The organism is Paraburkholderia sediminicola (genome assembly GCF_046027355.1).
Classification (GTDB): Bacteria; Pseudomonadota; Gammaproteobacteria; order Burkholderiales; family Burkholderiaceae; genus Paraburkholderia; species Paraburkholderia sediminicola_B.
Genome location: NZ_JAQQEK010000008.1, coordinates 146,518 through 167,550 on the forward strand (window position 1 = coordinate 146,518; position 21,033 = coordinate 167,550).

The following is a 21,033-nucleotide window of genomic DNA, read 5'->3' on the forward strand; positions in this document are numbered from 1 at the left end:
TTCGATAAGAACTATTCGATTCTATGAAACCAGAGAGCCATCTAGACTGCAAGTTATTCCCGCTACCCGCCAAGGAGAAGCAAGGTGTCCCTGAACAATGATGCAGTTTTCTGGCGCAACGCCAGGCAGCACCTGATCCGCTACGGCGGCACCTTCGAGCCGATGATCATCGAGCGCGCCCAGGGCAGCTTTGTCTATGACGCGGACGGTCGCGCGATCCTGGATTTCACCTCCGGCCAGATGAGCGCGGTGCTGGGGCACAGCCATCCGGAAATCGTCTCGGTCATCAACGAATACGCAGGCAAGCTCGATCACCTCTTCAGCGGGATGCTTTCGCGACCCGTGGTCGACTTGGCGACCCGCCTCGCCGACATCACGCCTGACGGACTCGACCGGGCACTGTTGCTCAGCACGGGAGCCGAGTCGAACGAGGCCGCCATTCGCATGGCGAAGCTGGTCACCGGCAAGTATGAAATCGTCGGTTTTGCGCAGTCCTGGCACGGCATGACGGGAGCTGCAGCATCGGCCACCTACAGCGCCGGTCGCAAGGGCGTCGGTCCGGCAGCGGTCGGCTCCTTCGCGATCCCCGCCCCCTTCCTGTACCGGCCACGTTTCGAGCGCCATGGCGAGTACGATTACCTGGCGGAACTGGACTATGCGTTCGATCTCATCGATCGTCAGTCCAGTGGCAATCTCGCCGCTTTCATCGCAGAGCCGATCCTCAGTTCCGGCGGGATCATCGAACTGCCGGAAGGCTACATGGCCGCACTGAAGCGCAAATGCGAGGAGCGCGGCATGCTGCTGATCCTCGATGAAGCGCAAACCGGGGTCGGCCGCACGGGCACGATGTTCGCGTGTCAGCGCGATGGCGTCACGCCCGACATTCTCACCCTGTCGAAGACGCTCGGCGCCGGTCTGCCGCTCGCGGCCGTCGTGACTTCCGCGCAGATAGAGGAGCGGGCCCACGAATTGGGTTACCTGTTCTATACGACCCATGTTTCCGATCCCCTCCCCGCCGCCGTCGGTCTGCGGGTGCTGGATGTGGTCGAGCGCGAGGGGCTGGTAGCGCGTGCGAACCTGATGGGCGAGCGACTCAAACGCGGCCTGCTGGATCTGATGGAACGCTTCGAGTGCATCGGCGACATTCGCGGCCGAGGGCTGCTTCTCGGCATGGAGATCGTCAAGGACCGCCGCACGAAGGAACCGGCGGATGGGCTTGGCGCGAAGATCACCCGCGAGTGCATGAACCTGGGGCTCAGCATGAACATCGTGCAGTTGCCTGGTATGGGCGGCGTGTTCCGGATCGCCCCGCCGTTGACCGTCCACGAGGATGAGATCGACCTGGGCCTGGCGCTGCTCGGGCAGGCGATCGAGCGTTCGCTGTAGTTGCCTCGATGTTCGGCGATGAGCGACGGGCGGCCGTTCGATGGTTCGCGTTGGGGCCACGATCGAAACCCGTTACTCGCCGGATGCGGAAGTTCGATGACCGCCGCTCCGGCGGCTACGCCGCGCCCGCCCCGCGCCCTGCGTGTGCCAACGCCAGCGCCAGCCTAGCCCCCACCTCGGCATTGTGTTTCACGAGCGCGATGTTTGTCGCCAGGCTGCGTCCCCCCGTCAGCGCCTTGATGCGAGACAGCAGGAACGGTGTCACGGCCTTACCCGTGATTCCTCGCGCCGTGGCCTCGGCGAGCGCCTGCTGGGTCAGCGCGTCGATCTCTTCGAATCTCATCGCTGCCGCTTCCGGCACCGGCGTGCTCAATACCACGCCGCCCACGAGCCCCAGGTCCCACTTGGTGCGGATGAAACGCGCCTGCTGCGCCGGGTCGTCCAGCCTGAAGTCCGAGCGAAAGCCACTGTCCCGCGTGTAAAACGCAGCGAAATTGTCTTGCTCGCAACTGAGCACCGGCACGCCGTGCGTCTCCAGGTATTCCAGTGTGAGCCCGATGTCCAGGATGGACTTCGCACCGGCACAGACCACCGCCACGGAGGTCTTCGCCAGTTCCTGGAGGTCGGCCGAGATGTCGAAGGTTTCTGGCGCGCCCCGGTGCACGCCGCCAATGCCTCCGGTGACGAAGACCTCGATGCCGGCCAGCGCGGCACATATCATCGTGCCAGCCACTGTGGTGGCACCGAGCCCGCCGTCGGCGAGCACAGCCGGCAGGTCGCGGCGGCTGACTTTGTGCACGTGGTCCGAACGGCCGAGCAGTTCCAGCTCGTCGTCCGAAAGGCCGATGCGGATTCGCCCACCGATCAGTGCGATCGTGGCGGGCTCGGCTCCCAGGTCACGGATCAAGGCCTCCACTTCGCGTGCCGTGCGAACATTCTCCGGGTACGGCATGCCGTGAGCGATGATGGTCGATTCAAGCGCCACGAGCGGCCGGCCGGCGGCCTGTGCCGCGGCCACCGGTGCGCTGCAGGTCAGCCATGAGCGTGCAAGATTCGCAACCATATCGATGTTTCCGGCAGTGTGATTCGCTCAAGTATGCAACACACAGCCGGTCCACGGTTCACACGCTGCAGCGCGATGGCGCCTATCATTACGGTACAGTCTGGCCGCCGCTCCCTGATGAAAAAGGACAGACTTTCATCTGCTGAACATGTTGGATGGTCGATGTCGGGTCGGGAGGTTCCATGCCACCGCTACGCGCAATCAATCTTCTCCAGTCGACGGAAGGTGCCCGGCTCCATGGTCCGGAGCTCGACCGCTGGCGCCGCTGGGGGCCTTATCTGAGCGAGCGGCAATGGGGCACTGTTCGCGAGGACTACAGCGAATACGGCACCGCCTGGGACTACTTTCCGCACGATCATGCACGCAGCCGCATGTACCGTTGGGGTGAGGACGGCATTGCCGGATTCGGCAACGACCCGCTCGACTGGTGCGTGTCGCTCGCGCTCTGGAACGGCCACGATCCGATCATCAAGGAACGGCTTTTCGGGCTGACGAACGAGCAAGGCAATCACGGCGAGGACGTCAAGGAGCTTTACTTCTATCTCGACGGCACACCGACGCATTCGTACATGAAGATGCTGTACAAGTATCCTCACGATGCGTACCCGTACCAGGATCTGCTCGACGAAAACCTGCGGCGCGGCGCCGATCAGCCTGAATATGAAATCCTCGATACGGGCGTGTTCGACGATAACCGCTATTTCGACGTCTGCGTCGAGTATGCGAAGCACACGCCCGACGATATCGTGATGCGCGTCAGCGTCGAAAACCGCGCGGATCAGCGCGCGGCGCTTCATGTGTTGCCGCAATTCTGGGCGCGCAACCGATGGGCGTGGTCGGGCAAGCCCGGCAAGCCGTCGCTCACGCTGGAGTCGAATAGCGAGGCAGGCGCGTGCGTCGTCGCGCGCAATCCCGCGCTTGGCACGATGATCGTGACGGCGTCGGCGCAACAGCCGGTCGAATGGATCTTCTGCGAAAACGAAACGAATGTGCGCCGCATTTTCGGCTTCGAAGGTGCCGGGCCGTTCAAGGACGGCTTCAATGACTACCTCGTTGACGGCGACGAGCAGGCAATCCGGCGTGACAAGGGCACCCGCGCCGCCGCGCATGTGTGTCTGCAGTTCGCGCCTCATGAGCGCTCGGTGCTGTATCTGCGCTGGCGTCCCGAAGCGGCCGCGGATGCCGTGCCTCTCGACATGGAAGCGCTCTTCACGCGCCGGCAAGCGGAAGCCGACGAATTCTATGCCGCGCTTCAGCACGACATCCCCGACGCGGATGCGCGGCTCGTGCAGCGTCAGGCGCTCGCCGGCATGCTGTGGACGAAGCAGTACTACCAGTTCGACGTGACGCGCTGGCACGACGGCGACCCCGGGCAACCGAATCCACCGGGAGCGCGCAGACACGGCCGCAACGCGGACTGGCGGCACATGTGCAATGGCGACATCGTGTCGATGCCCGACAAGTGGGAGTACCCATGGTACGCGTCGTGGGATCTTGCATTTCATGCGGTCGCGTTCGCCGTGATCGATCCTGACTTCGCGAAGAAGCAATTGCTGCTGCTCGTGAAGGAACGCTATATGCATCCGAACGGGCAATTGCCCGCCTACGAGTGGGCGTTCGGCGATGCGAATCCGCCGGTTCATGCGTGGGCCGCATGGCGTGTGTACGAACTCGACCGCGAGGTGACGGGCGTCGGCGATCACGAATTTCTCGAAGTCATGTTCCACAAGCTGCTGCTCAACTTCTCGTGGTGGGTCAACCGCAAGGACGCCGAGGACCACAACATCTTTCAGGGCGGCTTTCTCGGGCTCGACAACGTGGGCATCTTCGACCGGTCTTCGCCGCTGCCTACCGGCGGCCGCATCGATCAGGCCGATGGCACGGCATGGATGGCCTCCTACGCGCTCGACCTGATGCAGATCGGCCTCGAACTGGCGATGACGAACAGCGCGTACGTTGAAATCGCGGTGAAGTTCTTCGAGCACTTTCTGTATATCGCGGAAGCGGTCAGTTGCGGCGAAGGGTGCAGAACCGGGTTATGGGACGGACAAGACGAATTCTTCTACGACGTACTCCACCTTCCGGACGGCACCCGTGTGCCGATGCGCATTCGTTCGATCGTCGGGCTGATTCCGTTGTTTGCCGTTCACGTGCTCGAGGATCGTGTGTACGGCCATCTGCCGGGATTGCGCGAACGGCTGGCGTGGTTTCTCGATCATCGGCCGAATCTTGCCAGGCTGGTGTCGCGCTGGACCGAACCCGGCACGGGTAACACCACGCTGCTGTCGTTGTTGCGCGGACAACGGATGACCGCGCTGCTGCGCCGCGCACTCGATGAAGCCGAGTTTCTCTCCGGGTACGGCGTGCGGGCGCTGTCCCGGGTGCATCGCGATGCACCCTATGTCTTCGACCATGACGGCGTGAACGTCTGCATTCAATACCAGCCGGCCGAATCGGACTCGCGCGTATTCGGCGGCAATTCGAACTGGCGCGGGCCGGTCTGGATACCGGTCAACTACTTGCTGATCGAGTCGCTGTATGAGTTCCATCGTTACTACGGCAATGAGTTTCGCGTCGAGTATCCGACGGGCTCGGGCAAGCGTTTTTCGCTGAGCGAGATTGCCGACGACCTCGCGCGGCGCGTCACCACGCTCTTTCTCAAAGATGCACAAGGCGTGCGGCCGGTGATGGCGGCCTATCCGATGCTGCAAGCCGACCCGCAGTCGCAGGATCTCGTACTGTTCCACGAGTACTTTCACGGCGACAATGGACGCGGCGTCGGAGCTTCGCATCAGACCGGCTGGAGCGGGCTCGTCGCGCTGCTGCTGCAGCCGCGCATGATGAAGCTATCCCATGTTGCGGCTGATGTTGCGTCGGTGGATGCGCCAGTGGGAGAAGACGCCGCACCGGTCATGGCTCGGTAGTGTTTCGGCCGCTGGGTGGTGCTTCCACCGGTTGAATCCGCCGGGTAGAGCCGAAGCCCCAATGTCCGGGCGCCGGTGCAGGCGAATGATTCTTGATGGCCGCACGAAGACGTTGCCGCATCGGCATGCAGCGAATGGCTACTTCCGGAAAAGCCAAGGGCCGACCTCGACACCAAGTTGACCGACGAAAGATCGTCGCGGTATGCGCAGCCTTCGATATCAAACGGTCGTCCCCGGCTAAGCAATTGCCGGCTGATCATCGGCACCAATCTGGTGTTTCAAAGCGCATTCATAGTGGGCGTTCACCCAGTTGCAAAATCGACATCACTTTATGGGAACGCGACGCTGAAGGTACAGAGGTTCCGACTTATGATTGCTGGCAAGTCGATCTCGTCCCGCGGGCGAGTTCTTTCCATCATTTCCTTTGGATTGGGTATGTCGAGTATGGCGAACCGAGATCGCGTACCTGGCATCCACTCTGGACTTCCAAAAAAGATCTTCATGCCCACCCCCTCAAAAGCAATTAAACTCGCTTACGAAGGCTGCGAGACCACCCTTACCCTCGTAGGGTTTTCCAAGAGGTTTTTAGCTGAAAGGACAAGGAATCCATCCCTGACGGCTCAGGCCTTTGCCGCCAGCCCTAGCCTTTGGGCTCGTAAGCGGCTGGCGGTCATTCCAACTGAACTTGAGATCGGGGGAAAGAGGATAGCGCTTACCCGTATCTCCAAACTGCTCGGTGAGCTTAAAGGGACCGGCACGCGTTATCTGAATGCGCTTAAGGCTTTCGCCAGAGAGCATCCAGACCGAATCACGTTTGAGTCACTTGATGAGCTGCTAAGCCAGCTTAAACACGGCACCCCCGGGCATGGAGGGAGGATCGAATCAAATCCAGTTTCTTTGGATGGGGTGCGCTATCCGAATGCCGCGCGGTTGTACGACGCCATCATAGTCGCAAATAAAGACGCAATCAGGATCGAGCGACGCACCTTCGCCGATCGAGTACTTGAGGAGAGGCAGCGTCAATGCCTTCAAAGGAACCAGGTCCTTCATCTTGCGATGAACGACGTACTCGCTATGCTTCGCCTGGAAGATCGCCTCGGCATCGAGAGCTTCTGTCAACGCGTGACTGAGTACTGTCAATCAAACGTAGTAGACCTGGTGACAACAAATGGGCGAGAAATCCTTGCGGAAGATGCCTATGACCGTTACTACAAGTACAACCGGACAAATTTCTATTTCAGTTGCCGACGGTGCCGAATAAAGCCCGACTACAAACCATATCCCAAATCCGTCGACAAGTTTCACCAAGGCTGCCCAGCATGCGCAAAGGAGGCTGCTGCTGCGAAGCGACGCCTGCAAACCTCTCAGATCAGAGCGCGAATCGAAAGCCACGTGCTTGGCCTGACTTACGTCAGCGGAGCCGAAGTGGATGTCTACAAGAATGGGAAATCGCGCATCAAGGTTGTGGTCAATGAATGTGGGCATGCCTTTTCAAGAGCGTACGACAGTTTCCGAAGAGACGGTGAAATTAAGGTCTGCCCGGAATGCAATCAATATGTCGGTGAGACGCTTTCCGTGTCGATCATAGGATATCTGCTTGGTCTGAACAGCGCTGAAATTTATGCGGCTCGGCAAGTCACACCATCCTGGCTCAAAAAGGACGAGATAAATAGCGCCGGTCACCTACGGCATGATGCCTATTTCGGAGGGAATATTTTGCCCAGCCGCCGAGATCTGATCGTCGAACACGACGGATTTCAGCACTTTGACGACCTTAAGGCTGCTGCGGTATTCCCAACTCAAGACCTTAGGCATCAGGAAAAGTCCAGGAACTCCGACAAATTGAAAAGGGCCGCGGCCGAAGCGCGTAAAGAAGACGTGATTTTTGTCTGCATTCCAGATGTGGAAAGGAACTGTCGGAACATCGCCGACGCTCTCGCGTGGATTGTTGATCACGCTCTCAAACAAGCGCCTGAGATTCAAGACGTGCCTGGCTTCGACTTGAGATTGCGCGAGTTGGAAGACCCATTGCATTTGCTAAGTTTCGTCAGCAAGGTGGGCCTTGCTTCACTGCCAACGAGAAGGCTTCTCGAGGCATTAAAGGAGGAACGCGCTACCCACATCCACATAGAAGGCTACGATCCCGTCGAGAGGTCCTTCAATCTCGTATGCGATAGTGAAAATCACGACGTGCCTTTCACCTGGAGCCCACTGGCAGTCAATGTTCTGCCCTCGAAGGACGGGAGCGACCGTGGTGGTCGATGTCCCGTTTGCAGTCGACTTCCGGTGATACAGGGACGCCGGCTGTCACAACAGGATCTCGATGAAAGAGGAGCCAAGCACGGCCTGCGCCGGAAATTTGACTATTCAGAATATAAAAATAATCGAGAGAGGTACGACTGGGAATGCATTATGTTCAATCACCCAAAATCCACCTCCGTCGAAAAGATGAGTAGCTGCGCGGAATGCAGGAAACTGGGCAAGATTGCAAAACTGCCGGGAAAACCCGTGTAGTGACTTGTCGCGTCTCCACTTAAAAAATTCGACAGGAACCGGATTTTCTCCAAAGCAAACAGCGCTAGCTATCGGCTGACTGGGTGCTTGATTGGTGGGTGCGTCCATCGTTGCTACCAAAGTCGCCCGTCTGAATGTCACTTCCGTCCAACAACCGAGTGACGCTTCATGGCTGCACGAAACCGCTCGTCACCGCAGGACCGGACGGACTACCCTCTGGCCAGTCCAGCCAATTCGCGTCAGCAATCTGGCGAATCCAACGGGTGAAAACCTTCCACCGGGTGCTAAGCGACCTCGTACAAACGTGAAGCTGACGGCAACGGGCGCGCGACTATTGCTGGTCGCGCCCAATCGGCCCACGGGTGTCCCTGCTGGAGCGACGCACCGCCTGGGGCGGTTGCCCAACGGTCCGCAGGAACGCCCGCCTCATTCGCTCCCGATCCGAGAAGCCGACTTCGTCTGCGATCACATCCAAGGATAAACGCCCTTTTTCCAGCAACAGCCTGGCGGCTTCCACTCGCAAATGTTCAACGGCCTTGGCAGGAGATTGGCCCGTTTCAGCACTGAAAGCCCGACTGAACTGACGTGGGCTTAAACCCGCGACATCGGCTAATTCCTCGACGGTCAACGCGTTGCGCAGATTGGCGTTCGCATAGTCGATCGCCTTCTGGATTCGGTCGGATTTGGGCTCCAGGTCGAGCAACGTGGAAAACTGCGATTGCCCGCCGGCGCGGCGATGATAAACCACAAGCTTGCGGGCGACGGCGCGTGAAACGTCCTGGCCATGATCCCTCTCGATCATGGCGAGTGCCATGTCGATCGTGGCTGTCATGCCTGCCGACGTCCAGATCGGTCCGTCGACGATGAAAATCTGGTCCTCTTCGACGGCTATCGCGGGAAAACGGCACTGCAGATCGTGCGCGAAGCGCCAATGTGTCGTCGCTCGGCGACCGTTCAGAACCCCCGCTTCGGCCAGGATGAAAGCGCCTGTGCATGGCGCCGCGATTCGCCGCGACGTACTTAGGGCGCGCCTGACGAAGGCAGTCAGTGCGGTGGAGACAATGTCGATCTCGACGCCAGAGCCAAACATGACGGTGTCAAATGCGGCGTCGCAAAAGGGCTGCGTTTCGACACGGATACCTGCCGACGACAATACAAGTCCGCCCTCTTCAGACAGGACCGTCACCTGGTATGCCGGCTCGCCGAGCACGACGTTCGCCAGTTCAAAGGCGGTCACTGCCGCGAAGCCCATTAGATAGAAATTCGGGAATACAACGAAGCCGATCGTATGCATGGCTTGCCGAGGTCATGTCCTGAATCGCTTGTATATATGACATTTGAGACACGGTCAACGAGGCTTATTCTCTACTCGTACCGTTCCGGCGCAAAACGCCGGCCGGGTGGACACCGCGATCGCGTGCCAGTCAACGTGTGGCGCGCGTCTTCGGACCAAACCTCAAACCGCTTATCGCAAGAGCTTTCGTATGGATCGTCGACTACTGATACTGGCCGTGGGCATGTTCGCAATGGGTACCGACAACTTCGTGGTCGCCGGTATTCTTCCAGGCGTCGCTGCATCACTGAATACATCCGTCAGCCTTGCCGGGTTGATGGTCACCTTTTACGCCTTGACTTACGCGTTGGCTGCCCCGGTCATGGCGGCTTTGGCGGGAGGCTGGCCGCGCAAGCTTCTGCTGGTTTCCGCGCTCGGTATTTTCGTCGCCGGCAACATGCTCAGCGCGGTCGCGACGGACTTGCACTGGGTTTTATTTGCCCGGGCTCTGTCAGGATTCGGCGCAGCTCTGTTCTCGCCTACTGCATTGGGCGTTGCCTCTGCGCTCGCACCGCCCGAAAAACGCGGCCGTGCGTTGGCTGCAGTCACGGCCGGATTGACCGGAGCGACAGCGCTCGGCTCGCCGATCGGTACGTTTATCGGGGGATTCGGAAGCTGGAGAACGACTCTCTGGTTCGTCACTCTGCTCGGGATTGTGGCGATGATCGGCGTCTGGACGATGTTGCCATCCGTTCCGCGGCCTGCATCCGTCAGGTTGCGAGAACGGCTTGCACCGGTCCGCGATGTGCGGATCGCGCTCACCTTGCTCACTTCGCTATTCGCCTTCGGCGGGTTCCTCATGGTGTACACGTATGCGGGCGTGGTGCTGCAGCGTGTCACGCACGGCGACGCACGCATTCTCGCCGGGATGTTTCTGTTGTGGGGCGTGGCGGCGACGGCCGGGAACCTCTTATCCGGCCGCCTTGTGGACCGATTCAAGAGCCGCAACATCATCAATGCGATGCTGTGGCTTGCCATCATCAATTTTTGTGCGTTGCCGTGGACATCCGCGCATGCATTCAGCACTTCAGTTGCGCTCACTATCTGGGGCATATGCGGCTGGGGGCTCATCGTCCCGCAACAACATCGGCTGGTGCAACTCACGCCGGGCGTGGCGCCCCTGCTGCTGGCCCTCAACAATACCGCGACATACATCGGGCTCGCCTGCTCCGGCGTGCTTGGCGGTGCAGTGCTTCAGTCGATCGGCGGGGAGTACCTGAGTCTCGTTGCCGCCGCGCTGATTGCGATCGCTTTCTTGTTCGCCGAAGCCGCGCATCGTTGCACGAAACCGCCGTCCATCCAGCACCGCGCGACGACCCATCGTCGCGAGACAGAGACCGTCTGATTGCTTAAGAACTGTTATGGATAAGTGCGGCTAAGCCATCCGTTCCGTGACGTATGTCAGTGTCGTTTCGCCACAGGGCATAACGAACAGCAGATGTTCACACGCAACATGTCTTCGCCGCAACGTAGGCTGGATACGTTCGCTAACACACATACATGGATCATGTCGGTGAGGTAATTTCCGCGTGTCATGCGTCTGATTCATCACCTTCCTTTCTGCAGATATCGTTTCGGGTAGCAGAATCAGTCCCAAGAAGCTATCTTTCTTCTACACAGTCTGCTAAGCGCGAGATAGTGTCTGCAATCCAACGTGAGAAGGACCATGTTACTTCCCTGTCGACACTTCTGATCGGCACCCTCCTCGTCTTGTCTTCGCCCGTAAGTGCGCAGGAATTCTCGCTGCTGGCCGGCCCCCTCTTTAGTGACAGTACAACCACCTATTCGTGGGGCGCCACTTATCGCGAAGGCCTCGGCCGTTTTGCCGCGTGGAGCTTTTCCTGGATCAACGAAGGTCACATTCCGCAGCATCACCGCGACGGCCAGACCGTGCAAGCCTGGGGGCGCCTGCCGTTGTGGAACGACCGGCTCGAGTTATCGGCCGGTACTGGGCCGTACCGATACTTCGACACAACCGCGGCTCAATCCGGAGGCGACTATTCGAACACGCACGGTTGGGGTCTCCTGTGGAGCCTACGTGCCGCATATTATTTCGATCGCCGGTGGATTGCTCAGGCGCAGTTGAACCACGTCCAGGCGTTTGGCGGTCCAGACACGACCGCGCTGCTGTTCGGCATCGGCTATCAACTCGAAGACAAGGGCGAGCCCGGTCCACGAGAGCGCCCGATACCACGGACATCGAAGGTGACGAATAACGAAGTCACCGTGATGTTCGGCAAGACGATCCTGAACAGCGACGACTCCGAGTCGGCCAATGCCGGCAGTCTCGAATACCGGCGCGGGTTGTGGCGCTATGTCGACGTGACGGCCTCATACATCCACGAGGGAGGGAAAATCCAGTCGCGCCGCGACGGTATTGCCGCGCAGCTTTGGGCGACCCGTGCCTTCTTCGACGATGGGCTCACGCTGTCAATCGGCGTTGGGCCATATGTTGCCATCACACAGAACGATGACCTTCCGCAAAACCGCACCGGCGACGGCCGCGTCTCGGCGCTCGTAGCCGTATCAGCGAGCTACAGGCTCGGCCAGCACTGGCTCACGCGCATCACATGGAATCGCATCGTCACGCGCTACGACCGCGACACGGATCTGATCGAGGCCGGCGTAGGCTTGCGCTTTTGAGCGCATTGCCGAAGACCACTCAAGCAACCATGAGCCGCGTGAGAACTGTCCCACCGAGATCGTCCGGGCAGAAAACCATTGGCCTAAGGTCCTATTGCAAGGCGCTTGCCTGGCGACGATAGTTGATTTGAATGAGCGATCCGGTTGGGTTCTGCGTCATTGTGCAAAGCGCAACAACTGCGTCTGCGCCAACGCGATCTGCGCACGGCCGGTCCACGACCAACGAAGCCTCAGCGTCTCAAAGGAGCAGTTCATGACGAACGCAAAATTTCTCGTCATCGCCGCCTTGGTGGCCGTGGCGCCCACGGCATTGGCACAGGAGGAAACCGGCGCGCAAGTGACGAAGGCGCCTGGCACGGTAACCATCAAGGGCACGAGGAGCGTGACGGCCACCGTGCAGGACATCGATCGCGCGACGAGGACCGTTCTGCTAAAGAGCAAAAACGGCAAGGTCGTCGAGGTGGCTGTCGGGGACGAGGCGCGCAACTTTGACCAGCTCAACGTTGGCGACGTCGTCACAGTCGTTTACCGGGAAGCACTTAGCCTGAACCTGAAGAAAGGAGGTGACGGCATTAGTTCGGTCGAAGAGCGCCCGTCGATGGAGCGCGCACCCGCTGGCGGCAAGCCCGGCGGAACCTTGGGCCGGGAAGTGAAAATCGTGGCTAATGTCGTCGCCGTCAATCCAAAAAACAGGACGGTCACGTTGAAAGGTCCAAAGGGCAACACACTAGACCTGATAGTGCAGGACCCCGAACAGTTCGCCAACATCAAAAAGGGTGATCAGGTGGAGGCCGTCTACACCGAGGCCCTCGCGATTTCCGTGGAGCCGGCGGTCAAGAAGTAGCCGCTTCCAGGTTCATCACGTCCCGCTCGCGTGGTGTCAGGCAATCGAGGCTACTGCGAATCGCCGTCAGTTCGTGCCGATCGTCATGCGTTGCCCTGAGCGCTCAAGCGCCTGTCCAATCGCACTTCAGGCAGGAAAGAGTCAACATGAACATCGGCATTTATGGGACTCTCGTCGCGGCTTCGCTGGTTCTGCTGCTCGGCAACCGCCTCGTCGAATGGATTCCGGTGCTGCATACCTATACGATTCCCGAGCCCGTTGCCGGCGGCCTCGTCGTCGCGATCGTGCTGTTGGTCGTGCGCGTCGCAGGGCACGCCGAGGTGCGCTTCGACGCGGCGTTGCAAACGCCCATGATGCTCGCCTTCTTTGCAACTATCGGGTTGAATGCCAATCTCGCGAGCCTCAAACAAGGCGGCCCACTGCTGCTGCGCTTTCTCGCCGTCGTGTTCGGCTTGCTGGTACTGCAGAATGCCGTTGGCATCGGTCTCGCTTATGCGCTCGGCGTCGACCCACTGCTTGGCTTGCTGGGCGGTTCGGTCACGCTATCGGGCGGACACGGAACGGGGGCCGCGTGGAGCAAGGTCTTTGCCGAGCATCATGGTCTGCAATCGGCTACCGAAGCCGCCATCGCGTGTGCGACGTTCGGTCTCGTGATGGGCGGTATCCTGGGCGGGCCGGTGGCCCGCCTACTGATGCGCCGCGTCACGAAACCAGTCTCGCAACAGACTGCCCTGCCGGCCGACTCCTCACTCGCCTTTGAAGAGCCGAAAGCGGAACAACCCACCACGCCCGCCGCGTTCATCGCCACGCTGGCGCTGATCGCAATCAGCCTGGCCGTCGGCGAGGTGCTCTCGAACCTGCTGGCCGGCACGCCCTTTGAATTGCCGACTTTTGTCTGCGTGCTGTTTATTGGCGTACTGCTAAGCAATGGGCTCGCATTGGCGGGCAAGCCCGTGGCCGAACACGCTGTCGCACTGCTCGGCAATGTCAGCCTCGCGCTGTTCCTCGCCATGGCACTGATGACCCTGAAACTGTGGGATCTGGCCGCGTTGGCGTTACCGGTCATTTCGATTCTCGCCGCGCAGACGGCGTTGATGGCGCTGTATGCGATCTTTGTGACGTTCCGCGTGATGGGCCGTAACTACGACGCTGTTGTACTGGCCGCGGGCCATTGCGGGTTCGGGCTTGGAGCGACACCGACCGCAATTGCCAATATGCAGGCGGTCACGAACCGCTTCGGCCACTCGCATCTGGCGTTTCTCATTGTGCCGATGGTGGGGGCATTCTTTATCGACATCGTCAACGCAATCGTCATCAAGGGTTATCTCGCGTTGCCGATCTTTCACTAGCCCGGTGGGCTGCGCGACTCGAACGACGCAATGGGACGTTTCGGCTCTCTTCGCTGCTGTAGTGTTGGCGTGCGGGCAACTGAAATCATCTCAGGTGGCGGCCGTTAGCCCACCGCGCCTCACTCCGATGCGGTTGGATGGACAAGCCAGCGTGAACCAGCGCGATGGCACAACATATGCGTCGATTCCTGCAAGCGTCCGGCCGCTCGTTCAGTCCTCATCCTTTACCCACCTAAGGAGCGCATCATGAAAGTACTAACGATCATGGACCTTTCCACCTCCATTGACCTGGACCACGAGGCGATGGCCGACATTCACGGAGGCCGCATGAAGATCATCGGCCAACATGGCTACGGCACAATATTGACGTCGGCCGACGGGGATCCCGTGGGCGTTTATGTCGACGGCGTGCTGCAGAATTCTGCTGGCGACGGCTATTACCACGTTTGATATGGCGAGGCGAGGCGCGCGCTCTGTGGCGCGCCCTTCGTCGACAATGCGCAAAATGCCTATCTCCTAGAATTGGATTGACTGGATGAGAAACCGACGGTATTTTTTCTGACGGGGCATCACGCCCCCTGCGCCGCCTCACAGTTCATTTCGATTCCGTGCCGGCTGTGGAGGCTCGTCGGCACGGATACTCGGACCGAAGCCATGCGTATCTACTTCCAGAACGCGTCTATCCCGACGCGGGCCGCCAATCGACTGAAATACCGCCTTTCTCTAAAGGAATCCCAGGCGCGACAGGTGACATCCGAAGTGTTCGGCTATAGAGACTGGACCGACCTCCACAGCGAGCTGGGCAGCAAAGTAGCTTCCGCGCTCGACGAGGCGTGTGATAGCGCGACACTCACCGAAAGACGCGTCTATCAGGTGTCGCAATTGCTCGCATCCTCAGTTGATCTTCACGGTGAATCCGCGGACGACTTTGTTCGATGGTGGCAACCATCGGCCGCGCATGCGCACGAAGAGGGCCGCAACGCGACAGAAACGCCGTTTGCCGGCTCGAAGGAAGATCTGAGTTTTCAGGAGGCGCTTAGCACGTTGGCTCACGCCACCCACCTTACCGTTGGCCACTTCGAACAAGCGCTCGTGAATGGCATACACAGAACAGAAAACGAAAGCTCGCTGAGGTTTGTAGAATCGATTGCCGATGAGTTGCTAAGCGGCAACCGAAACCGGGAACCCGAAGTGGCTCGTCACCTCCTTGAGGCTTTGGCCTCGCGAGGACTGCCCCGGTCGATACTTAACCTGGCGACGAGTTTGACGCTTGGCGATGGTGGACCCAAAGACGAAAAGAGAGCCACGGACTTGCTTGAGCAGTTGGCTGAATCGGCTTCCACCCCCGATGATCTGAAACGGATTGCCGAATCGCGCCTGGGCACCGCCTAAGCACCTGGCATCCCGCGGAACCCCGTACATCAATAGCTCTGCATGTGTGGGAGTGGGCGGCGCAGACGGGTGACATCTTGATTCTCGAATGATCGCAAGGAAGCTGGCATTGTCGAATGGGCGCCCGGACAATGCCCGAACGGCACGCGAATGAAACGGCGGGCCGCCGATATGGCTGCATCACCCATACGCTTGCACTGCCCGCGCCTGCGTATCCTTCAAGACGTTCGCGACAGAACATGCGGGGACAAGGATGAAGAGCGATGACGTATTGGAAGGAGGCTGCGCATGCGGCACTATCCGCTATCAGGTCACGGCTGTTCCGACCGACGCCGGCTTTTGCCACTGCCGCTTGTGCCAGAAGACCACTGGCGCCGCGGTGACCGCATCCGCGTCGGTGCCGATCGGCGAGTTCGAATACGTCCGGGGTCAACCGCGGGTGTATAGGTCGAGCACATGGGGCGAACGGCGCTTCTGCGGTCATTGCGGGACGCAACTCGAGTATCGCGAGTCGGCGGCGCCGCAAACGGTCGAAATCAACTACGCAACGCTCGACGATCCCACAAGGGTTCGCCCGTCATGGCACGTGTGGTGCGCGAGCATGTTTCCTGGTCTCTCGTTGAGCGACGACTTGCCGAAGTATCAGGACGGTGCGTAGCGCCGCTTCGCGATGCGCCTAAGTTCCATAGCTACGGGAGCTCACTATGCATCTCGCCGGCACCATACTTCCGATCTTTGCCATCATTCTAACGGGATGGTTTGCCGGCGCCTCCGGCTATATGCCGCGAGCGCTGTCCGCACCGCTGATGCGCTTCGCCTACTACGTGGCGATGCCTTCCCTGGTCTTCCTGACGATCGCCGATGAGTCGCTCCACTCGCTCCTTGATTGGCGTTTTCTTGCTGCGTTCGGCGGCGGTTCCATGATCTGCTTTGTGGCGGTGATGATGTTTGTCCGAATCGCGCGCGGCGCGGGCGTCGGAAAGAGCGGAATACTGGCCGCTGCCGTGTCGATGACGAACACCGGCTTCGTCGCGCTCCCTATATTGAAGACGCTTTTTGGCCAACCGGGCGTGCTCGCGGCGGCGATTGCGACCGTATTCGTCGGCGCCGTCATGTTTCCGATACTGGTTCTGCTGCTCGAGATCGGGCGATACGATACATCGCGCAACATACGGACGGCGGCGCTGTTGCGGCAGATCGCGACCAATCCCGTCATCCTTGCCACGATTTTCGGACTGCTCTGGTCGGTCCTCGGTTCGGAACTGCCTGGACCGGTCACGTCGTTTCTCACGATGCTCGGCGAAGCGTTGACGCCATGCGCGCTGTTCGCGATTGGACTTGATCTAACAATCGCCGAACTGCGCGAGCGCCTGGGTTTCTATACATTGCTGACGGCGCTCAAACTGGCGATCATGCCGCTCGTGGTCTACGCGCTTTGCCTTGCGGCAGACCTCGACCGGACTGCGACCGTCGCTGCCGTCGTGTGCGCTGCCGTGCCCACCGCGAAGAGCGCGTACGTGCTCGCGGTTCAATACGACGTCGAAAAAACCGTAGTGGGCGCAGTGATCTCGATGACTACGCTCTTTTCAGTCTTCACGCTGCTCGCCTGGCTTTACGTTCTGTAGATAGCCTCTACCGAGATCGACACGACGTCAGCGCCCATTGAGGGATGAAGCGCTGACCAAGACTGATCGCGTCTGCTGAACGGCCGCGTCTTGCAACCGTGAATGACGGGAAAGCTCGACGACGCGATTGACATCATTCACGCAAGAATATCCGTTGTCTCGCCATTGTTGCGCAGATGGAAAAAGAATGAGCAACCTGTTCACTTGTCGTCGTCGAGTCACCCGGATAGGATAACCGCATGAACGTTGCAAATATGGTTACTTGACTGTGGACAGATTCGTTAGCGATCCTGATCCAACTTAAACCGGTGTCGAGCATCCGTTCAAGTGTTAAGCGCGCAGCGGTACCCCAATCAACATATTAGCGGACTTGTCGAAATCTGAGACTCATGTTCTCAATGCAGGCCATTTTGCATTGGATGAGAATCCTGATGAAGTAGCTGCACTTGTGCGCAGGTTCGTCGGGCAATTGATATGTATTCCCATGGAGTAAAACCGGATCAGCGTCGGGCTGGGTCTGATGGTCGCGCCCCGGCTGATCCTCATCGATGTGCCGTCAACCAGAAGCAAACCTGGAGTACACAGATGAGCGAGCATGCCCACGTAGATGGGATTTATCCCTTCCCGGCCGTGATGCAGACGCGGACGATCGAAACCAACGGTACGTCCATCCATGTGCGGGTCGGCGGTCATGGCCCGGCAGTGGTCATGTTGCACGGCTTCGGCACAACGGGGGACATGTGGGGGCATCTGGCGAGTGCCCTCATCGAAGACCACATGGTTATCGTGCCCGACCTGCGTGGGTTGGGCCTCTCGTCGAAGCCTGATGGCGGCTACGACAAGAAGAATCAGGCGGCGGACGTGGTGGGCGTCCTGGACGCCCTGGGTGTGCGTACGGCCGAATTGGTGACGCACGACATCGGCATCATGGTCGGCTTCGCAGTTGCAGCCACCCACCCCGAACGCGTGAGCCGATGGGTGGCGATCGATGCGCCGCTGCCCGGCGTCGGACCCTGGGATCAGATCACACAGGATCCGGCGATGTGGCACTTTGGCTTCGGTGGTCAGGACATGGAGCGCCTGGTCGCCGGCCGCGAGCGCATCTATCTCGACCGCTTCTGGAACGAACTTTCCCGGGACCGGAAGCGGTTTGATGAAGCAAAGCGCCAGCATTATGCGGCGCTCTATGCGCAATCCGGCGCGATGCGTGCGGGCTTTGCCCAGTTCCTGGCATTCAGCCAGGATGCAGCCGACAACAGGACGTTCCTCGCGCAGGGCAAGCTTCAGATGCCGGTCCTGGCCTTGGGTGGCGAAGCTACATTCGGCCCGATGATCGGCGCGGTGATTCGGTGTGCCGCCGATAACGTCGAAGAGGTGATCATCCCGGATTGCGGGCACTGGATCACGGAAGAGCAGCCGCAGGCGACGACAGACCTGGTCGTCGGCTTCCTGCATCGCCATTCGTGAGTTAGCTAGCGTTACGTAGTGCTGCGCCGCGCGGCTGGGGCCGGTCGGCGCAGCTGCCTCTCGACTAGCAATGGACTTGCCGTGATTTCTGGCCGCCCTGGCATAGCGCACCGTGCGGGCACCAAGCGCCATCCGCACTGGGCCAGACTATCAATCGGCAAAGCCGCCAATTGCACGCAGACGGGTCGTTTGGCTGCCTGAACTACGCGTCGGAGCGCTTCAGCCGCATTGAAACCGAGAAGCGCTCCGCCGGATGAACGCTGATCGACACCTCGAACGTCTCGCCCGTCGAGTCGAGATATCGCCGCACGATTTCAAGCGCGGCGGCCCCCTTGCCGACCTTCAGCCGTTCCGCCATCTCCTCCGAAATCAGCGTGCCGTGCACGTCCTGCTGGATCTCCGCAATGCATCGACCGTAGCGCGCTTCGATCAATGAACTGATCAGCGTGTCCGGTTGCGCTCGCGCCGCCTCCGCGACTTCCGTGTAGACCGGGTCGATATAGACATCGGTCCAGCCAATCGGCGGACTCTGCCTGTCTCCATCGATACGCAGGCTCGACACGCGCAGCCACCTCGCACCCTCCGCGCATTGCAGCGTCCTCGCGAGCTTGCCGGTCACGGCGACCTCCTCCGTCGACTGCACCAGACGCAGGTGCTCGGAGCCGAACTGCACGACGTCGTCCACCGACGCGAGCGACGGCCTGAAGTCGTTTCTCGGCCGCGCGGACTCGACGCGCGTACCTGCATTCTTGCGCCGCGAGACAAGGCCAAGCTGCTGCAACTCATGCAGCGCTGCGCGAACCGTATGGCGGCTCGTCTGGTAAAGGTCGCGCAGTTCCAGCTCGGTCGGCAGCACCGATCCGACGGGATAGCGGCCGGATGCGATGCCTTCGGTCAGGTCGCGCGCGATATCGGCGAAGTGCGGTCTGTTCATCTCTTGTGCGAGTGGAAATCGGGTTTTTGGGACGCCAGGGTAAATCATAGCTTGTTCCATATGTTCGAACATATTAAATTTACATATGTCCGGACTTATTGATTCGTCGGCATCGCGAGCTGGCCCCATCAAGTCCGTCCTTTTCGCACTTTCAAGAGGTCGCAATGACGAACCGCACTATTCCGATGGCCAGCACCGTAGTCGACTCCATCCTGTTCCGCGACGCCTTCGGCACGGCAAAAATGCGCGCGCTGTTTTCCGACTACGCGCTCGTGCAGCGCTATATCGATGTCGAAGTGGCACTGGCGAAGGCTGAGGCGCGTGCTGGCGTGATCCCCGCTGAAGCCGCCGAGGTGATCGCGCGCGAATCGAGCATCGAGCGGATCGATTTCGACCACATGCGCGAGGAAACCGACATCGTCGGCTATCCGATCCTGCCGCTCGTGCACCAGCTCGTCGGCATGTGCGGCGAAGCCGGCCGCTATGTGCATTGGGGCGCGACGACGCAGGACATCATGGACACGGCCGTATCTCTTCAGGTGCGCGACGCGCTCGACGTGATCGACAGCGACATACGCGAGTTGCGCGCGATCCTCGCCGATCTGGCGAAGCAACACCGCGATACGCCGATGGCCGGTCGAACTCACTTGCAGCAGGCGCTGCCGGTGACGTTCGGGTACAAGGTCGCAATCTGGCTGGCAATGTTCGACAGGCATCAGGAACGCCTCGCGCAACTTCGACCGCGCGTGGCCGTAGTCGAATTTGCAGGCGCGGCGGGCACACTGGCGTCGCTCGGCGACAAAGGGTTCGAGGTACAGAAGGCACTGGCCGAAGAACTCAAGCTCGGCGTGCCGGCGACGACATGGCACGTGGCGCGCGACGGCTTCGCCGAAACCGTCAATCTGCTTGCGCTCGTGACCGGTTCGCTCGGCAAGATCGCGCTCGACATCATGATCATGGCCTCGACCGAATTCGCCGAAGTGTACGAACCGTTCGTCAAAGGGCGCGGCGCGAGCAGCACGATGCCGCAAAAACGCAACCCGATTTCCAGCGAACTAATGCTGGCCGCGGCGAAAGCGGTGCGCCAGCACGCGGGCCTGATGGTCGACGCGATGATCCAGGATTTCGAACGCGCAACCGGCCCGTGGCACGCCGAATGGATCGCGATTCCCGAGAGTTTCATCCTGTCGGCAGGCGCGCTGCATCAGGCGAAGTTCGCGCTCGGAGGCCTGATCGTCGACACGGAGCGCATGAAGCACAACCTCGGTATCAGCCGCGGGCTGATCGTAGCCGAGGCCGTGATGATGGGGATGGCGCCTTTCACCGGCCGCCAGCAGGCCCATGACATCGTCTACGACGCCTGCCGCACGGTGAACGAGCACGGTGGCACGCTGGCCGACGCGCTCGCCGCGCTGCCCGAGGTCACCGCGCATTTCGACCGCGCCGCGATCGACCGCATGACCGACCCCGCCAATTACCTCGGCCTTGCACCCCGCATGGTCGATCGGGCTGTCGAACTGTCCAGCGATATCTGAAGGCGTCCGGCAAGGACTTGGAGG

16 protein-coding genes are annotated in these 21,033 nt (G+C 60.2%); 13 read left to right on the forward strand and 3 right to left on the reverse strand.

Annotated elements, in window-relative coordinates; genetic code table 11:
• Positions 1–84: 84 nt before the first annotated feature.
• On the forward strand, positions 85–1,386 hold the full coding sequence (locus PQR42_RS16075) for an aspartate aminotransferase family protein (RefSeq protein WP_408205534.1): 1,302 nt from the start codon (positions 85–87) through the stop codon (positions 1,384–1,386).
• 115 nt (positions 1,387–1,501) lie between these two features.
• Here PQR42_RS16075 and PQR42_RS16080 read toward each other — a convergent pair whose 3' ends face one another.
• On the reverse strand, positions 1,502–2,449 hold the full coding sequence (locus PQR42_RS16080; RefSeq protein WP_408386629.1) for a pseudouridine-5'-phosphate glycosidase: 948 nt from the start codon (positions 2,447–2,449) through the stop codon (positions 1,502–1,504).
• A gap of 182 nt (positions 2,450–2,631) precedes the next feature.
• On the opposite strand from PQR42_RS16080, the gene PQR42_RS16085 reads away from it, so the two are divergent.
• Positions 2,632–5,373 (forward strand): MGH1-like glycoside hydrolase domain-containing protein, encoded by a 2,742-nt coding sequence (locus PQR42_RS16085; RefSeq protein WP_408386627.1) that lies wholly within the window; start codon positions 2,632–2,634, stop codon positions 5,371–5,373.
• 369 nt (positions 5,374–5,742) lie between these two features.
• Positions 5,743–7,887, forward strand: a complete 2,145-nt coding sequence (locus PQR42_RS16090; RefSeq protein WP_408386625.1) for a hypothetical protein — start codon at positions 5,743–5,745, stop codon at positions 7,885–7,887.
• Positions 7,888–8,218: 331 nt separating this feature from the next.
• Here PQR42_RS16090 and PQR42_RS16095 read toward each other — a convergent pair whose 3' ends face one another.
• Positions 8,219–9,181 carry a GlxA family transcriptional regulator gene (locus tag PQR42_RS16095; RefSeq protein WP_408386623.1) on the reverse strand — a complete coding sequence of 321 codons (963 nt, stop codon included), beginning with the start codon at positions 9,179–9,181 and terminating at the stop codon, positions 8,219–8,221.
• Between the two features lie 190 nt (positions 9,182–9,371).
• On the opposite strand from PQR42_RS16095, the gene PQR42_RS16100 reads away from it, so the two are divergent.
• From PQR42_RS16100 to PQR42_RS16140, 9 genes are all read left to right on the forward strand, one after another.
• Entirely contained in the window at positions 9,372–10,565 is a 1,194-nt protein-coding gene (locus tag PQR42_RS16100) for an MFS transporter (protein ID WP_408386621.1), read from the forward strand.
• A gap of 155 nt (positions 10,566–10,720) precedes the next feature.
• The gene (locus PQR42_RS16105) at positions 10,721–11,863 is read left to right on the forward strand and encodes a hypothetical protein (RefSeq protein ID WP_408386619.1); all 1,143 of its coding nucleotides are present in this window, start codon (positions 10,721–10,723) and stop codon (positions 11,861–11,863) included.
• A gap of 253 nt (positions 11,864–12,116) precedes the next feature.
• Positions 12,117–12,707 (forward strand): hypothetical protein, encoded by a 591-nt coding sequence (locus PQR42_RS16110; protein WP_408386617.1) that lies wholly within the window; start codon positions 12,117–12,119, stop codon positions 12,705–12,707.
• 146 nt (positions 12,708–12,853) lie between these two features.
• The gene (gltS, locus tag PQR42_RS16115) at positions 12,854–14,056 is read left to right on the forward strand and encodes a sodium/glutamate symporter (protein WP_408386615.1); all 1,203 of its coding nucleotides are present in this window, start codon (positions 12,854–12,856) and stop codon (positions 14,054–14,056) included.
• A gap of 246 nt (positions 14,057–14,302) precedes the next feature.
• Entirely contained in the window at positions 14,303–14,506 is a 204-nt protein-coding gene (locus tag PQR42_RS16120) for a hypothetical protein (RefSeq protein ID WP_408386613.1), read from the forward strand.
• Positions 14,507–14,710: 204 nt separating this feature from the next.
• Positions 14,711–15,448 (forward strand): SEL1-like repeat protein, encoded by a 738-nt coding sequence (locus PQR42_RS16125; protein WP_408386611.1) that lies wholly within the window; start codon positions 14,711–14,713, stop codon positions 15,446–15,448.
• 253 nt (positions 15,449–15,701) lie between these two features.
• On the forward strand, positions 15,702–16,106 hold the full coding sequence (locus PQR42_RS16130) for a GFA family protein (RefSeq protein ID WP_408386609.1): 405 nt from the start codon (positions 15,702–15,704) through the stop codon (positions 16,104–16,106).
• A gap of 46 nt (positions 16,107–16,152) precedes the next feature.
• Positions 16,153–17,073, forward strand: coding sequence for an AEC family transporter (locus PQR42_RS16135; RefSeq protein WP_408493669.1), 921 nt, complete (start codon positions 16,153–16,155; stop codon positions 17,071–17,073).
• Positions 17,074–17,658: 585 nt separating this feature from the next.
• Positions 17,659–18,540 (forward strand): alpha/beta fold hydrolase, encoded by an 882-nt coding sequence (locus PQR42_RS16140; protein ID WP_408386605.1) that lies wholly within the window; start codon positions 17,659–17,661, stop codon positions 18,538–18,540.
• Positions 18,541–18,742: 202 nt separating this feature from the next.
• On the opposite strand, the gene PQR42_RS16145 is transcribed toward PQR42_RS16140, so the two are convergent.
• Complete coding sequence (locus PQR42_RS16145; protein WP_408205520.1) at positions 18,743–19,474, reverse strand: GntR family transcriptional regulator; 732 nt, start codon at positions 19,472–19,474, stop codon at positions 18,743–18,745.
• Positions 19,475–19,638: 164 nt separating this feature from the next.
• Between PQR42_RS16145 and PQR42_RS16150 the strand changes: the two genes are divergently transcribed.
• The gene (locus tag PQR42_RS16150; protein WP_408386604.1) at positions 19,639–21,009 is read left to right on the forward strand and encodes a class-II fumarase/aspartase family protein; all 1,371 of its coding nucleotides are present in this window, start codon (positions 19,639–19,641) and stop codon (positions 21,007–21,009) included.
• Positions 21,010–21,033: the final 24 nt, after the last annotated feature.

Excerpts from the sequence above, each read along its gene's own strand:
- PQR42_RS16130 (WP_408386609.1), top strand. The coding sequence starts at position 15,702 with ATGAAGAGCGATGACGTATTGGAAGGAGGCTGCGCATGCGGCACTATC.
- PQR42_RS16100 (WP_408386621.1), top strand. The coding sequence starts at position 9,372 with ATGGATCGTCGACTACTGATACTGGCCGTGGGCATGTTCGCAATGGGT.
- PQR42_RS16120 (WP_408386613.1), top strand. The coding sequence starts at position 14,303 with ATGAAAGTACTAACGATCATGGACCTTTCCACCTCCATTGACCTGGAC.
- PQR42_RS16080 (WP_408386629.1), bottom strand. The coding sequence starts at position 2,449 with ATGGTTGCGAATCTTGCACGCTCATGGCTGACCTGCAGCGCACCGGTG.
- PQR42_RS16085 (WP_408386627.1), top strand. The coding sequence starts at position 2,632 with ATGCCACCGCTACGCGCAATCAATCTTCTCCAGTCGACGGAAGGTGCC.
- PQR42_RS16105 (WP_408386619.1), top strand. The coding sequence starts at position 10,721 with ATGGATCATGTCGGTGAGGTAATTTCCGCGTGTCATGCGTCTGATTCA.
- PQR42_RS16145 (WP_408205520.1), bottom strand. The coding sequence starts at position 19,474 with ATGAACAGACCGCACTTCGCCGATATCGCGCGCGACCTGACCGAAGGC.
- PQR42_RS16090 (WP_408386625.1), top strand. The coding sequence starts at position 5,743 with ATGATTGCTGGCAAGTCGATCTCGTCCCGCGGGCGAGTTCTTTCCATC.
- gltS (WP_408386615.1), top strand. The coding sequence starts at position 12,854 with ATGAACATCGGCATTTATGGGACTCTCGTCGCGGCTTCGCTGGTTCTG.
- PQR42_RS16110 (WP_408386617.1), top strand. The coding sequence starts at position 12,117 with ATGACGAACGCAAAATTTCTCGTCATCGCCGCCTTGGTGGCCGTGGCG.
- PQR42_RS16095 (WP_408386623.1), bottom strand. The coding sequence starts at position 9,181 with ATGCATACGATCGGCTTCGTTGTATTCCCGAATTTCTATCTAATGGGC.
- PQR42_RS16135 (WP_408493669.1), top strand. The coding sequence starts at position 16,153 with ATGCATCTCGCCGGCACCATACTTCCGATCTTTGCCATCATTCTAACG.
- PQR42_RS16125 (WP_408386611.1), top strand. The coding sequence starts at position 14,711 with ATGCGTATCTACTTCCAGAACGCGTCTATCCCGACGCGGGCCGCCAAT.
- PQR42_RS16150 (WP_408386604.1), top strand. The coding sequence starts at position 19,639 with ATGACGAACCGCACTATTCCGATGGCCAGCACCGTAGTCGACTCCATC.
- PQR42_RS16140 (WP_408386605.1), top strand. The coding sequence starts at position 17,659 with ATGAGCGAGCATGCCCACGTAGATGGGATTTATCCCTTCCCGGCCGTG.